This window comes from Duganella sp. CF517, assembly GCF_900110275.1.
In the GTDB taxonomy this organism is placed as follows: domain Bacteria; phylum Pseudomonadota; class Gammaproteobacteria; order Burkholderiales; family Burkholderiaceae_D; genus Rugamonas.
Genome location: NZ_FODC01000008.1, coordinates 51,363 through 66,371, shown reverse-complemented (window position 1 = coordinate 66,371; position 15,009 = coordinate 51,363). Strand labels below are relative to the sequence as shown.

Genomic DNA, 15,009 nt, shown 5'->3' with positions numbered 1-15,009 from the left:
AATGTGGGACGAGCCCCAACCTTGCAGATAGAGTACCCATGACCGTCCCACTGGATTCCACGCTTGTCGCGCAATACCTGACAGAGCACCCGCACTTCTTCGAAGAACACGCCGACTTACTCGGTGAAATCAAACTGGCCAGCCCCATCACCGGCCGCGCCGTCTCGCTGCAGGAGCGGCAGATGGAAGTGTTGCGCGACAAGTACAAGGCGCTGGAACTGCGCATGAGCAACCTGATGCGCCTGGCTTCCGAAAACGAAGCCATCGCCAACAAGTTCCACCGCTGGACCAAGGTGCTGCTGGAGGCCGAAGATGTGGGGTCCATGCCACACTCGGTGGTCAGCGGCCTGAAGTCGGCGTTCGACGTGCCGCAGGTGACGTTGCGCATCTGGGACACCGAGCGCGAATACGACGGCGAATGGTTCGTCAAGGGCGTGTCGGAGGACGCGCGCATCTTCGCCAACAGCCTGATGGCACCGTATTGCGGCACCAACAAGGACTTCGAAGCGGTGCGCTGGCTCGACGACGCCTCCGGCATCACCTCCACCGTGATCATCCCGCTGCGCAAGCCGGGCAACAAGAACGCCTTCGGCCTGCTGATCCTCGGCTCGGCCGATCCGACCCGCTTCACCTCGCTGATGGCGACCGATTTCCTGGTCCACATCGGCGAAACCTCCAGCACCGCGCTGGCCTGGCTGCTGGCCTGACGGGCGACACGATGGGCGCCGAACCGGACGGCAAACTGGCCTGGATCGACGCCTACCTCGGCTATTTGCGCACCGAGCGCAAGCTGTCCGCGCACACCACCGCCGCCTACGCGCGCGACCTGCGCGAACTGGCCGCGCTGTCGGACGGCCACGACTGGCAAGGCATCGACCAGTCGCTGGTCCGCCGGCTGACCGCCAAACTGCACGCAAAAGACCTCGATCCGCGCTCTATCGCGCGCAAACTGTCCAGCTGGCGCGGATTTTTCGGGTGGCTCGGCGAACGGGTCGCGCTGTCGGCCAACCCGGTCCAGGGGGTGCGCGCGCCCAAGCGCGCCAAAACCCTCCCGCGCGCGCTGTCGGTCGACGACGCCGTGCGGCTGGTGGCGCCGCCCACGCCGCGCGCCGGCACCGGCGCCGAACCGGCCGACCTGTGCAACCGCGCGATGTTCGAACTGTTATATTCCAGCGGGCTGCGGGTGTCCGAGCTGGCCGGCCTGGACCTGACCGCCGGCAAGGACGCGCTGGGCTGGGTCGACCTCGACAACCGCGAGGTGATCGTCACCGGCAAGGGCAACAAGCGCCGCGTGGTGCCGGTCGGCGCCGCCGCGCTCGACGCGCTGCGGGCATGGCTCGGCGTGCGCCCGGCGCCGGCCGACGGCGGCGACGCGCTGTTTGTCAGCACCCGTGGCAGCCGCGTCTCGCCGCGCGTGATCCAGCAGCGCTTGCAGGCCCACGGCGTGGCCGGCGGCGCGCCGGTGCACGTGCACCCGCACATGCTGCGCCATTCGTTCGCCTCGCACGTGCTGCAATCGTCGGGCGACTTGCGGGCGGTGCAGGAAATGCTGGGCCATTCGAGCATCAGTTCGACGCAGGTCTACACCGCCCTCGATTTCCAGCATCTGGCCGAGGTGTACGACAAGGCCCATCCGCGCGCCAAGGTCAAATAGGCGCGGCACGACGCCAGGCGGTAAATCCAGGCCGTACTGACACCGCTCAATCGGACCAATTGCTAGCACAATTGAAATTCCGGCATAATCGGCCGATTGCAATTTTGCAGAGGACCCCCATATGGGGTTCCCGACCACCAGACCCAGGCTGCTAGAACATGGAATTGATCCCCACCACCATCCTGACCGGCTTCCTCGGCGCCGGCAAGACGACGTTGCTCAATCGCATCTTGCAAGAACAGCACGGCATGCGCATCGCCGTCATCGAAAACGAGTTCGGGCAGGAAAACATCGACAATGAGATCCTGGTCCAGGATAGCGGCGAACAGATCGTCGAAATGAACAACGGCTGCATCTGCTGCACCGTGCGCGGCGACCTGATCGTGGCGCTGACCGGCCTGGCGCAAAAGCGCGCCGCCGGCGAGCTGCAGTTCGACCGCGTGGTCATCGAGACCACCGGGCTGGCCAATCCGGGCCCGGTGGCGCAAACCTTCTTCGTCGACGAGGAAGTGGGCACCCACTATATGCTGGACGCGGTGGTCACGGTGGTCGACGCCCGCCACGCGATGGACCAGCTAGACCAGCACGAGGAAGCGCAGCGCCAGGTCGGGTTCGCCGACAAGATGCTGCTGTCCAAGACCGACCTGGTGACCGAAGCGCAGCTGGCGGCGCTGACCGCGCGCCTCAAGCGCATCAATCCGCGCGCGCCCATCGGCAAGGCCGATTTCGGCCGCGCCCCGCTGGCCGACGTGCTCGACCTCAAGGGTTTCAACCTGAACGACAAGCTGGAGCTCGACCCCGATTTCCTGGCGACCGACCAGGTCCACGACGACGACCACGTGCACGACGAGCACTGCGGCCACGATCACGGCCACGATCACGGCCATGAAGGCCACGCTCACGACGGCCACGACCACAATCACCACCACGGCCACCACAGCGACGACATCGCCGCCTTTGTGTTCAAAAGCACACGCCCGTTCGACACCGCCAAGCTGGACGAATTCCTCGGCGGGCTGGTAAATGTCTACGGTCCTCGCATGCTGCGCTACAAAGGCGTATTGTTGATGCAGGGCGCCGACCGCAAGGTGGTGTTCCAGGGCGTGCACCAGATCATGGGCAGCGATCTGGGGGCGAAATGGGGAGAAAACGACGTTCGCGGCAGCAAAATGGTGTTTATAGGTAAAAATCTGCCAAAAGACATCTTTATTAGCGGTTTGGAACAATGTCTGGTATAAACTATCCGGGTTTTGTGGGGATGGCTAAATTGCTACTTAAATGCCACGGTAAGTGCCACGAAATCCGGGCTGATTAATTTGAAAACTCTGTCGTATCGAAGGTAAGCGAAGTTATGACCAAAACTAATAAATCGACCCCCGCCGCCGCCGACCGCGTCCTGACCGAAGAAGAAATTCTGAAGATGGATGAAAAGGATTACATGAATCCGGCGCAAATGGCATTTTTCAAAGCAAAGCTGCAAGCCCTTGAGAAAGAGCTGCTGAAAAACGCCGGCGAAACCACCGAACACCTGCGCGAAACCGTGCTCGTACCGGACCCGGCCGACCGCGCCACGATCGAAGAGGAACACGCGCTGGAACTGCGCACCCGCGACCGCGAGCGCAAGCTGCTCAAGAAGGTGCAGCAGTCGATCGTCGCCATCGACGGCGGCGACTACGGCTGGTGCGAGGAAACCGGCGAGCCGATCGGCATCCCGCGCCTGATCGCCCGTCCGACCGCCACCCTGTCGCTGGAAGCGCAACAGCGCCGCGAACTGAAACAGAAGCTGTACGGCGACTGACACGCCCGCCGGCCGGCCGGCCGCGTAGGCACGCCAGAAAGCACGCGCTCGCCGCGTGCTTTTTTACGCGCTTTTTTTGCGTGCCGGCCGCACACCCTTCCCATCCGTAACGAGCATCCCCTTTCCCTTCCGCTACACTACGCTGACACGGCCTGCGCCGACGACAACGAGGAAAGCGTGGGACTGTTTTCGCTATTCAAGAAACCCGACCAGCCGCGCCCGGACCAGGCGCCCGACCCGCTCGGCGACGACGACGCCGCGCGGCTGGCCGCCAACAGCGAAACCGCGCGCCAGCACCAGCAGGCGCGCCAGCGCGAGATCGCCCGCGCCACCGCCATGAAGATCGACGCCATCGAATCGGCGATGGCGTTCGACATCTTCAACGAGCCCGAACCGGCCTGGGGCAGCCAGCGCCAGCGCCCGGCCCGGTCCGGCGGCGCCGACGCCGATGCGCCGGGCGAGCTCCCCACCACCCTGCTGCTGCGCGACGACGACCTGCCGCAGGCGGCGGTGGCGGCGCAGAGCGCGCCGGTGGTCGAGGAAATCGCCATCCTCTACGCCAACGGCCAAAGCGCGGCGGCCGAGCAGATGCTGACCGACAGCATCGCCGCCGGCGCCGGCCAGGACCGCACCGTCTGGTGGATGCTGTTCGACCTGTACCAGGCCGATGGCCGTCAGGAACGCTTCGACAACCTGTCGATCGACTACGTCAGCACCTTCGAAACCTCGCCGCCGTCGTGGCGCGCGGCGGCCGGCCCGGCGGCCGGCGCGCCCGGCTGGGCCGGCGTGACGCCGACCACCACGTTCAGCGGCGTGCTGGGCGACCACATCGCCGGCCGGCTCGAGGACCTGCTGCGGCTGGCCGACCGGCACCCGGTGCTGCGGCTTGAATTCCAGCGCGTCACCGACATCGAGGCGCCGGCCTGCTGGCTGCTGCTCGACGCGCTGCGCCGGCTGCAGGCGCAGCAGCGCGAACTGATCCTGGTCGGCGCGGCAGAGCTGGCCGCGCAGATCCGCGCCGGCATCGCCATCGGCCGCCCCGACGATACCGAGGGGCCGTGGCTGCTGCTGCTCGAACTGCTGCAACTGCTCAACCGCGAAAAGGAATTCGAGGAAACCGGCATGGACTATTGCGTCACCTTCGAGGTGTCGCCGCCGTCGTTCGCCGCCCCGCACAAGGTGGCGATGGCGCCGGCGCAGCACGCGCCGGCCTCGCCCGACCGCTTCATGCTGCCGGCCGTCATGGAAACCCAGCTCGGCGCCCTGCTGCCCGCCATCGACCACTACGCCGGCCAGTACCGGACCATCGTGTTCGATTGCTCGCGGCTGCTGCGCATCGACTATCCCGCGGCGATCGGCCTGCACGCCTGCCTGCAGCCGCTCGCCGCCGCCGGCCGGAAAATCGAATTCCGCGACGTGAACCATCTGGTCACGGCCCTGTTAAGATTACTCGGTTACGCCGACATCGCCCGGCTCTACCCGCACAAGTACTAATTTCGTACCAACTTGCAATTCCGGTTTCCAGCCCCACTTTTCAGTCTTGAAGCAGTTCGCGTCATCACTCTGAGGTCAATATGGAACAATTTCACGGTACCACCATCCTGTGCGTGCGCCGCGGCAAAGACGTCGCCCTCGGCGGCGACGGCCAGGTCACGCTGGGCAACATCGTCATGAAGGGCACGGCCCGCAAGGTGCGCAAGGTCTACCAGGGCAAGGTGCTGGTCGGTTTCGCCGGCGGCACCGCCGACGCCTTCACGCTGCTCGACCGCTTCGAGGGCAAGCTGGAAAAACACCAGGGCAACCTGCTGCGCGCTTCGGTCGAGCTGGCCAAGGACTGGCGCACCGACCGCGTGCTGCGCCGCCTGGAGGCGATGCTGCTGGTGGCCGACCACGAGTCGACCCTGGTCATCACCGGCAACGGCGACGTGCTCGAGCCCGAGGACGGCGTCGGCGCCATCGGTTCGGGCGGCACCTATGCCCAGTCCGCCGCCAAGGCCCTGGTGGAAAACACGGAACTGTCGCCCGCCGAAATCGTCAAAAAATCACTGACCATCGCGGGGCAGCTGTGCATCTACACCAACTTGAATCACATCGTTGAAACACTGGAACCAGCATGAACATGACTCCCCATGAAATCGTCGGTGAACTCGACAAGCACGTGGTCGGCCAGGGCAAGGCCAAGAAGGCGGTCGCCATCGCGCTGCGCAACCGCTGGCGCCGCCAGCAGGTCGAGGAACCGCTGCGCCACGAGATCACGCCCAAGAACATCCTGATGATCGGCCCGACCGGCGTCGGCAAGACCGAGATCGCGCGCCGCCTGGCCAAGCTGGCCGACGCCCCGTTCATCAAGATCGAGGCCACCAAGTTCACCGAGGTCGGCTACGTGGGGCGCGACGTCGACACCATCATCCGCGACCTGATCGACATCGGCATCAAGCAGACCCGTTCGGCCGAAATGGCCAAGGTGCGCACCCGCGCCGAGGACGCCGCCGAGGACCGCGTGATCGACATCCTGCTGCCGCCGGCGCGCGACTTCGGCTTCCACCAGGCCACGCCGGCGGACGCGCCCCCGGCCGGCGACGCCACCCGCCAGACCTTCCGCAAGCGGCTGCGCCAGGGCGAGCTGGACGACAAGGAAATCGAGATCGAACTGGCCGAGACCGGGCCGCAGATGGAAATCATGGCCCCGCCCGGCATGGAGGAAATGACCGAGCAGATCAAGTCGATGTTCTCCGGCATCGGCGGCGCGCGCAAGAAGGCGCGCAAGGTCAAGATCAAGGAGGCGATGAAGTTCCTCATCGACGAGGAGGCCGCCAAGCTGGTCAACGACGACGAGATGAAGCAGAAGGCGATCCAGAACGTCGAGCAGAACGGCATCGTGTTCCTCGACGAGATCGACAAGATCGCCTCGCGCTCGGAAGTGGGCGGCGCCGACGTCTCGCGCGCCGGCGTGCAGCGCGACCTGCTGCCGCTGGTCGAGGGCACCACCGTCAACACCAAGTACGGCATGATCAAGACCGACCACATCCTGTTCATCGCGTCGGGCGCGTTCCACCTGGCCAATCCGTCCGACCTGATCCCGGAGCTGCAGGGCCGCTTCCCGATCCGGGTCGAACTGGAGTCGCTGTCGATCGCCGATTTCGAGCGCATCCTCACCAGCACCGACGCCTGCCTGACCAAGCAGTACGAGGCGCTGCTGGCGACCGAGAACGTCACCATCGAGTTTGCACCGGAAGGCATCACCCGGCTGGCGGAGATCGCCTACTCGGTCAACGAGCGCACCGAGAACATCGGCGCGCGCCGCCTGTACACGGTGATGGAAAAGCTGCTGGAGGAACTGTCGTTCACCGCCAGCGAGGACGGCGGCAAGGTCATCACGATCGACGCGGCCTATGTCAACGAGCGGCTCGACGCGCTGGCGGTCAACGAAGACCTGTCGCGCTACGTGTTGTAACAAGGGGGCCGGCGATGGCGAACAAGGCCTTGTCGACGCGGCAGAAGATGACGATCCGCGTCGAGCCGTCGCAAAAGCCGCCGCGCAACCCGGTGGCGCTGGCGGCCAAGGCGCGCGCCGGCGGCGCCGGCCCGCACGCCAAACCGGCGGCGGCCGAGCGCCAGGCCGCCAAGCGCCTGCTGGCCAAGGCCAAGCTCAAGCCGGACCCGGAAGATCTGTGAAATAGCGCAGTGATACCGTCGGCGGGCGCCTGTGGTGGCGCCCGCTCTCGGGCAATGACCCCATCGTCCTCCACATCGTGCCCATGTACTAATTGATTGTTCCAAGAACTACTTTTCAGCACGGCAAGTACCGTGCTACGATACCTTTCCCGTGCTGTCTAGCCGATTTGTCAAGGTATCTATGAGTTCACCGGAATTGCTGTTGCAGGTGCTGCGGACCCAGATGCGGACCGCCGGCGTCACCTACAAAATGCTCGCCGAGCGCATCGCCATGAGCGAGTCCAGCGTCAAGCGCATGTTCGGCCAGCAGGACATGTCGCTGTCGCGGCTGGCGCAGATCTGCAAGGCGGCCGGGGTGGCGATGGAGGACGTGCTGCGCGGCGCCGCCGACGCCACGCCGCAGGCCGACGCGCTGACCCTGACCCAGGAAAAATCGCTGCTGGCGCAGCCGCATTTGCTGCTGATGGCGATCTGCTGCCTCGGCCACTGGACCGTGGAGCAGGTGCTGGAAACCTACGACCTGACCGAACCCGAATGCATCATGCTGCTGGCGGAGCTGGACCGTCTTGGCGTGATCGAACTCAAGCCGATGAACCGCTACCGCCTGCGCGTATCGAACGCCTTCCGCTGGCTGCCGGACGGCCCGGTACAACAATTTTTCCGCGAGCACGCGGTGGCCGACTACTTCGGCGGCAGCTTCGACGGCGCCGGCGAAACCCTGCTGTGCCTGCCCGCGCGGCTGTCGCTGCCGAGCGCGCAGGAGCTGGTCGGCCGCATCCAGCAGTTGGCCGGCGAACTGGCGCGCTTGCACCAGGGCGACCGCAAGCTGGCGCCGCAGGAGCGCGACGGTTTTACCCTGCTGGTCGGCTTCCGCTCATGGGAATTTGCCGCCTTCACGGCGCTGCGTCGGGCGCCTGCCCGGCCCTGACCCCCTCCCCGCCCTACCGTCGCCGACCGCGCGACCATGGCCGGCCGCCGCCGCCGGTCCCCTCCCCCTCCCATCGTCCCGATGTTGCTCCACACCTACACAAAACCGCCGTTTCAACACCGATTAAATAAGTCCCGATAGAAACTTATTTAAAATCCGCATCCTATCCTGTACCTTCTTTTATTCGAAGACGCCTCTTCACGGCATTAACTTGCAGATTAGATGGTAATAAGGCCGTTATTAATGGCTTGACCACATTGCATAAAATCCCAGCCTTTTGATATATGTTTAAAAATATCGATCCGATATTACTTCGCTTAATGCCATCGGCGCGCCGGGGTTTGCGCGCGGCCGCCATCGCCGTGTTTTTTCTTCACCTGCCGGCGGCTTGGGCCGGTCGCCCGCTGGTGACCGAGGATGCCGGCGTGTTGGACGCGGGCGCCTGCGAAATTGAAAGCTATATCGCACGTTTCAAACGGCCCGATCTGAACCTGATATGGGGGCAATTAGGCTGCGGCACCGGTTTTCAGACCCAACTAAACGCCGGCGCCGGCAGGGAAAAGACCTACCCGGGCCATGCGACGGTGGCCGCGGTGAGCGGCAAAACCGCGCTGCGCACGCTGACCGACGAGCGCGCCGGCATCGCCATCGCCTACGCGGCGTATGGCGGCAAGCATGTCGACCATCTGCGCCACGAGGCGACCGAAATCAAGGCCGTGCTGAGCGTTCCGCACGACCAATGGCTGGTCCACGCCAATGTCGGCTGGGTCGGCACGACCTCTTCCCATGGCGACAAGACGATCTGGGCGCTCGCGCTGGAGCGGCGCGGCGCCGTCGGCCCGGTCGACCTGATGGGCGAGATCTTCGGCGACGACCGGGGCGCGCCGTGGGCGCAACTTGCCGCTCGCTGGGCACTGATTCCGGAACGCTTGTTTGTCGATGGCTCCCTCGGCGCGCAATTCAACGGCGCCAACACCCGGCAAGCCACCATCGGCCTGAAACTTGCATTCTAAAAAATTAATCTCCACTCATGCGTATCAAGCGGAAAAAGGATCATCGCGATGTCTATTATTAATTTATCTGTCGGCAAGCGTATCGGCATCATCGCCGGGAGCGGACTCATCATAAGTGTGATCCTCGGCGGCTTCGCGATCTATCAGCTCAACAACATGAGCGATGTGGAAACCAGCCTGGTGGAAGACGCATTGCCGAGCATGAATATCATAAACGATATTAATGACGACATGAATAATATGCGTGAAAGCGAGCTCAACTATACTCTCGCGCAAAATGAGCAGCAATTGCAGGGCGAGGAGAAATCGGCCCAGCAATACCGCGCGGAAGTGGATAAAAACGTCCAGGAGTATGCCCGCCGTATCGATAACGATACGGAGCGCGCGGCGTTTGCCGACCTGACCCGGCAAATCGGCCTGTATTACACCGAACACGGCAAAACCCTGGCGGCCGCCCGCGCCAGCCCCGGCCAGGGCGGCGCCGCCATCGCGACCCAGGCGCGCGACGTGTCCGGCAAGGCCTTCGACGAGTTGGGCACGAAGATCGACGCGCTGGCCGCCTACAACAATGGCGCGGTCCGTGATGTGCACGCGCTCGCACAAGCGCGCCACGCCGGCAGCGTGCGGGCGATCACGGCGATGCTGGTGATCGCCCTCGCCCTGGCCGGCGCGCTGACCGTGTGGATCACGCGCGGCCTGCTCAAACAACTCGGCGGCGAACCAGGCGAAGTGAGCGATATCGCCGGCCGCATCGCCAACTGCGACTTGATGGTCGATGTGCGGGTGCAGGCCGGCGACGGCGCCAGCGTGATGTACGCGATGAAAACGATGCGCGACAGCCTGGTGCGGGTGGTCGGCCAGGTGCGCGACTGTACCGATTCGATCAACGCCGGCGCGACCGAGATCGCCACCGGCAACCTCGACCTGTCATCGCGCACCGAACAGCAAGCCAGCGCGCTGGAGGAAACCGCCTCGTCGATGGAGGAGCTCACCAGCACCGTCAAGCAGAACGCCGACAGCGCGCGCCAGGCCAACCAGTTGGCGATCTCGGCGTCGGGTGTCGCGGTGCAGGGCGGCACGGTGGTGGCGCAGGTGGTCGACACCATGGCCTCGATCAACGCCGCGTCCAAAAAGATCGTCGACATTATCGGCGTCATCGACGGCATCGCCTTCCAGACCAACATCCTGGCGCTCAACGCCGCCGTGGAAGCGGCGCGCGCCGGCGAGCAAGGGCGCGGCTTCGCGGTCGTGGCGTCCGAAGTGCGCAACCTGGCGCAGCGCTCGGCGGCGGCGGCCAAGGAAATCAAGACGCTGATCAGCGATTCGGTCGAGCAGGTCGACGCCGGCGCCAGGCTGGTCGACCAGGCCGGCGCGACGATGGCCGACATCGTCGACTCGATCGCCCGGGTCACCGGCATCGTGTCCGAGATCGCCTCGGCCAGCGTCGAGCAGACGGCCGGCATCGAACAGATCAACACCGCGATTTCCGAGATGGATGGCGTAACCCAGGCCAACGCGGCGCTGGTGGAGGAGGCGGCCGCCGCCGCCGGCTCGCTGCAGGAGCAGGCCAACACCCTGTCCGAGGTGGTCGGCGCGTTCAAGCTGCACGCGGGCGCGGCGGTCCATAGTGGCGCCCGCCGGCGGCCGGCGTCCCCCGCCATCCCACAGCGGGCGCTGCTGTCGTAAGGGCGCGCCGTTGCCGGGCCGGCTCAGCCGGCCCTGGCCGTCACCAGATCGGGCCCAGGAACAGATACATGCTGCTGTCGCCGGCCTTGGTGGCGCCGGAGCCGAAGTACAGCGGCCCGAAGCGCGTGTCGACCGAGACAAAGCCGCTGGCGGCGTGCTTCAGCGACCCCACCTTGAGCGGATTGTCCGGCCCGTAGGCGGCGCCGGTCTCGAGCGAAAAGCCCAGCCGCACGTCGCCGCCGAGCGCGGTCGGCATGACGCCGATGCGCTTGGCCATCACCACCCGCCCCAGGACCGTGCGGCTGCCCAGGATCGAATCGGTTGTGGTGCCCGACAGCCGCAGGAAGCCGCCCAGCGCCGACTGCGCCGCGCCGCCCTGGTTGCGCGCCCACTCGCCATACACATGCCCGGCCCAGCTGCCGAAGCTGAACGCCTTCAACGCCTGCACGCTCTGCCGCGCCGGCACCGGACCGTCGCGCCCTCGCGTCATCAGCCGCTGCAGTTCGACGTTGAACAAGGTGCCGCGGGTCGGGAACGCCACCGTGTCCAGGCTGTCGACATTGAACGACAACACCCCGACGTTTTGCGACTCGCGCACGTCGGTCGCGTCGTGCGGGATGGTGCGCTGGGACGTGACGGTCTGGCGCACCGCCGTGTAGCGCACGTCGCCCCAGTTGCCCAGCTGGCGGCCCAGCGCCACCGACACGCTCTTGGCGTTGTAGCCGAAGCGCGCCTGGCGGAAGCCGGACGAATCGAACACGTCGAACGCCGACGAGCCGTACTGCAACTCGGGCGCGATATACCACTGCGACCCCGCCCCCAGCGGCTGCCACCACTGCGTGCCGATGACGCGCTCGGTGCCCACGCGCGCCACGGTGCGCAGTTCAGCGCCCCAGTCGTTGAGCGAGGACAGCACGTGCATGACCTTGAGCTCGTAGGCGTTGTTGTCGGTGAAGTCGCTGTTCAATTCCAGGCCGATGCGCAGGCGGCTGCGCGCCCAGTCGGCCTCGGTCGGCTTGATCAGCACGCTGCGGCCGTCCTGGTCGTCGCGGATCTCGGTCTCCACGCGCGCCAGGTCGCCGCGTCCGAACAGCTGGTTGCCCGCGCGCTGCGCCTGTTCGCTGGTGATCATTTGCCCGACCTTGAGCCCCGATTGCACGGCCAGCGCCTCCGGGTTGATGCGTCCGCTCGGGGCCACCTCCAGCTTGGCCAGCCGCACCGGCTGGTCGATCGGCACCGGCGCCGACAGGCGGTTGGTCTCATACGCGGCGTACTGCGCCTCCGGCAGCGCCAGTTGCACCAGCCTGTCGCTCATGGTGCGCACGGCCGCCTCGCCCTCCTTCATCGCGCGGTCGTGGCTGCCGAAATCGAGGAAGCCGATGCCGCCCAGGTCCGGCGCCAGCAAAATGTCGCCGGGGCGCAGCTCCTTGAGCGAGCGCTGCACGTTTTGCTCGGTCAGGATTTGCAGCATCTGCTGCGCGACGCTGACCGCGCTGACCAGTTCCTTCTCCTGCGCCAGCGGGGTGCCGACGTTGACGGCGATGATGATGTCGGCGCCCATCTCGCGCGCCACGTCGACCGGCAGGTTGCGCACCAGGCCGCCGTCGACCAGCAGGCGCTGGTTGACGCGCACCGGCGCGAACACGCCCGGCACCGCCAGCGAGGCGCGCATCGCCAGGAACAGCGGCGTGTCGCGCAACTCCACCAGCTCGCCGGTGACCAGGTCCGAGGCGACCGAGCGGAACGGCAGCTGCAGCAGGTCGACCGGCTTGTCGCGCGCGCCATGCGGCAGCACCCGCGTCAGCGCCAGCTCCAGCGCCTCGTTGCCGGCGGCGGCCGGCGGCAAGGTGACGCCGTCCATGCGGGCGCCCAGCTCGATGCGCGACGGCAGCAGCAAATCCTCCTCGCGGCGGCGGTACGCCAGCTGGTCGCGCGGCGGCCGGTCCGCCACCACCGCGTTCCAGTCGGTGCGGCGCACCAGCTGCTCCAGCTGCTCGACCGAGCTGCCGGCGGCGAAGGCGCCGCCGACCACGCTGCCCATACTGGTGCCGACGACGAAATCGACCGGGATGCGCAACTCCTGCAGCGCGCGCAGCACGCCGATGTGGGCGAAGCCGCGCGCGCCGCCGCCGGACAGCACCAGCGCGATCTTGGGACGCGGCTTGGCACCGGGCTTGGCGGCCGGCGGCGGCACAACGGCGGCCGGCGCCACCGAGGCGGCGTTGGGATGGACCGGCGCCTGCGCCGAGGCGCCGAAACCGGCGATGGACAAGAAAAAGCCGCAGCAAACTGCTGCGGCCAGGGAGCGGGCGATAACCATAAGCCTCTCTTATTGTTGACGGTCGAAGCCGGGAACGGGCGCGATGGTGGTCGACGACGTGCTCGAACGTGGCGGATTCTGTTGCAGTTGTTGCTGTTGTTGCTGTTGTTGCTGCTGCGGTGTCGGCTGTCCCGATTGCATCGACGGCGGCGGTTGCATGGCCGGTGCCGGCTGCATGGCCGGCGCTGGCGCCGGCATCGGCGGCGCCCCTTGCGGCCCCTGCTGCCCCGGCTGCATCGATTGATACGGCTGGCCGCCGGCAGGTCCCGGCGAACCGCTGGCGCCGGCGTCGCTCGGCAAATCGATGCGCTTGATGGCGCCGCCCTCGGACAGCAGCACATACTTCGGATGCACTTCCTTGACGGTCACGCCCGGCACCACTTCCTTGCCGATGCCCAGCGCCAGCGCCGGCTTGTTGTCGACGGACAGGATGGCGGCGCTGCCGGAGCCCAGCGAGGCGACCACGCCCTTGAGCTGGTAGTTGCTGGCGGCGGCGACCGAGATCTGGCCGCCGAACAGGCCCTTGGCCGCCTCCAGGTTGAGCGCCACCGGCGGTGGCGGCGGCGGCGCGGCGATCGGGCGCTGCGCCGGCTTGAACAGCTGCAAGCCCCAATACGCCAGCGACACCGACAGCAGCACCACGGCCAGCACGCTGCCGGCCAGGGGCAAACGCTTCATAGATTCATGCTTCATAACTTCCCTTGTCAGCGTACCAGCTGATTGATTTCGATGATAGGCATCAGCACGGCCAGCACGATCAGCAGCACCACCACGCCCATCGCCAGGATCAGCGCCGGTTCCAGCAGGCCTGCGATGGTCAAGGTGCGCCGCTCCAGATCGGCCTCCTGCGCGGACGCCGCGCGGTCCAGCATGGCCGGCAGCTCGCCGGTGATCTCGCCGGCGCGGATCATGTGGATCAGCATCGGCGGAAAGTGCTTTTGCGCCGACAGCGAGCGCGCCAGGCTCACGCCCTCGCGCACGGCGTCGCTGGCCTCCTCGACCAGCTCCTTCATGGCGACATTGGACAAGGTGTCGCGGCTCGTTTCCAGCGCGCGCAAGATCGGCACGCCGGAACCGGTGGTGATCGCCAGCGTGCTGGCGAAGCGCGCCGTGTTCAGGCTGCGCTCGAACTTGCCGTACAACGGCGCCGTCAGCAGCCAGGTATGCCAGCGCCGTTTGAGCGCGGGATTTTGCAGCGCCCGGCGCCACATGAACCACGCGCCGACCAGCAGGATCGCCACCACGATGCCGTAGTTGCGCACGAAGTCCGACACGGCCAGCATGATGATGGTCAGCACCGGCAGCTTCTGCTTGGTGTTGGCGAACACCGAGACGATCTGCGGCACCACGTAGGTCAGCAGGAAGATCACGATCGAGAACGCCACCACGGTGACGATCGCCGGGTAGGTAAAGGCCAGCCGCACCTTTTGCACCAGCGCGTTGCGGCGCTCGATGTAGTCGGCCAGGCGCGACAGCACCCGCGACAGTTGGCCGATCTGCTCGCCCGAGGCGACCAGCGCGCGGTAGATCTCGGCGAAGTCGCGCGGATGGCGGCCCAGCACGTCGGACAGCGCGGCGCCGCCGATCACCTCCGAGCGGATCGAGGCGATCAGGTCGCGCATGTACGGCCGCTCGGCCTGCTCCAGCAGCGCGGTGAAGGCTTGCTCCAGCGGCAGGCCGGCCTCCAGCAAACTGGCCAGCTGGCGCGTGAACAGCGCCAGCTCGGTGGTCGACAGCCGTTCGCCGAAGCCGCGGCTTTTGGCCACGCCGGCGGCGTCGATCTGCGCGGCGATGGCGTCGACCTTGAGCGGCACCAGCCCCAGGGTGCGCAGCTCGGAGCGCGCCGAACGGGCGCTGTCGGAGTTGAGCACGCCCTTTTTGGTGGCGCCGCCGGCGTCGACGGCTTCATAGCGGAATGCGGGCATCGTTGTCGGC

Annotated in this window: 14 protein-coding genes; 11 read left to right on the top strand and 3 right to left on the bottom strand. The window is 66.3% G+C overall.

Annotation, left to right across the window (positions count from 1 at the left end; genetic code table 11):
• The first annotated feature begins 38 nt into the window (after positions 1–38).
• From BMX85_RS25790 to BMX85_RS31460, 11 genes are all read left to right on the top strand, one after another.
• Complete coding sequence (locus BMX85_RS25790; RefSeq protein ID WP_090325599.1) at positions 39–707, top strand: DUF484 family protein; 669 nt, start codon at positions 39–41, stop codon at positions 705–707.
• Positions 708–718: 11 nt separating this feature from the next.
• Entirely contained in the window at positions 719–1,654 is a 936-nt protein-coding gene (gene xerC, locus BMX85_RS25785) for a tyrosine recombinase XerC (RefSeq protein ID WP_090325597.1), read from the top strand.
• A 158-nt stretch (positions 1,655–1,812) separates the two neighbouring features.
• A complete protein-coding gene (locus BMX85_RS25780; protein WP_090325596.1) occupies positions 1,813–2,892 on the top strand; it encodes a CobW family GTP-binding protein in 1,080 nt (359 codons plus the stop codon).
• 113 nt (positions 2,893–3,005) lie between these two features.
• The gene (gene dksA, locus BMX85_RS25775; protein ID WP_090325594.1) at positions 3,006–3,452 is read left to right on the top strand and encodes an RNA polymerase-binding protein DksA; all 447 of its coding nucleotides are present in this window, start codon (positions 3,006–3,008) and stop codon (positions 3,450–3,452) included.
• Between the two features lie 177 nt (positions 3,453–3,629).
• Positions 3,630–4,946 (top strand): STAS domain-containing protein, encoded by a 1,317-nt coding sequence (locus BMX85_RS25770; RefSeq protein ID WP_090325591.1) that lies wholly within the window; start codon positions 3,630–3,632, stop codon positions 4,944–4,946.
• An 80-nt stretch (positions 4,947–5,026) separates the two neighbouring features.
• Positions 5,027–5,569, top strand: coding sequence for an ATP-dependent protease subunit HslV (gene hslV, locus BMX85_RS25765; protein ID WP_090325589.1), 543 nt, complete (start codon positions 5,027–5,029; stop codon positions 5,567–5,569).
• Complete coding sequence (gene hslU, locus BMX85_RS25760; RefSeq protein WP_177196887.1) at positions 5,566–6,906, top strand: ATP-dependent protease ATPase subunit HslU; 1,341 nt, start codon at positions 5,566–5,568, stop codon at positions 6,904–6,906. The genes hslV and hslU overlap by 4 nt, the downstream gene beginning before the upstream one ends.
• Before the next feature lie 14 nt (positions 6,907–6,920).
• Complete coding sequence (locus BMX85_RS25755) at positions 6,921–7,127, top strand: hypothetical protein (RefSeq protein WP_090325587.1); 207 nt, start codon at positions 6,921–6,923, stop codon at positions 7,125–7,127.
• 181 nt (positions 7,128–7,308) lie between these two features.
• Positions 7,309–8,055, top strand: coding sequence for a helix-turn-helix domain-containing protein (locus tag BMX85_RS25750; RefSeq protein ID WP_090325585.1), 747 nt, complete (start codon positions 7,309–7,311; stop codon positions 8,053–8,055).
• Positions 8,056–8,417: 362 nt separating this feature from the next.
• Positions 8,418–9,068: a hypothetical protein gene (locus tag BMX85_RS25745; RefSeq protein WP_143068074.1), complete on the top strand. Its 651-nt coding sequence runs from the start codon at positions 8,418–8,420 to the stop codon at positions 9,066–9,068.
• A gap of 48 nt (positions 9,069–9,116) precedes the next feature.
• On the top strand, positions 9,117–10,754 hold the full coding sequence (locus BMX85_RS31460) for a methyl-accepting chemotaxis protein (RefSeq protein WP_090325581.1): 1,638 nt from the start codon (positions 9,117–9,119) through the stop codon (positions 10,752–10,754).
• A 40-nt stretch (positions 10,755–10,794) separates the two neighbouring features.
• On the opposite strand, the gene BMX85_RS25735 is transcribed toward BMX85_RS31460, so the two are convergent.
• The 3 genes from BMX85_RS25735 to gspF are packed head-to-tail and all read right to left on the bottom strand — an operon-like array spanning position 10,795 to position 14,999.
• Entirely contained in the window at positions 10,795–13,074 is a 2,280-nt protein-coding gene (locus BMX85_RS25735; RefSeq protein ID WP_090325578.1) for a patatin-like phospholipase family protein, read from the bottom strand.
• Positions 13,075–13,083: 9 nt separating this feature from the next.
• The gene (locus BMX85_RS25730; RefSeq protein WP_090325576.1) at positions 13,084–13,752 is read right to left on the bottom strand and encodes a type II secretion system protein N; all 669 of its coding nucleotides are present in this window, start codon (positions 13,750–13,752) and stop codon (positions 13,084–13,086) included.
• Positions 13,753–13,778: 26 nt separating this feature from the next.
• Positions 13,779–14,999, bottom strand: coding sequence for a type II secretion system inner membrane protein GspF (gene gspF, locus BMX85_RS25725; protein WP_090325573.1), 1,221 nt, complete (start codon positions 14,997–14,999; stop codon positions 13,779–13,781).
• Positions 15,000–15,009: the final 10 nt, after the last annotated feature.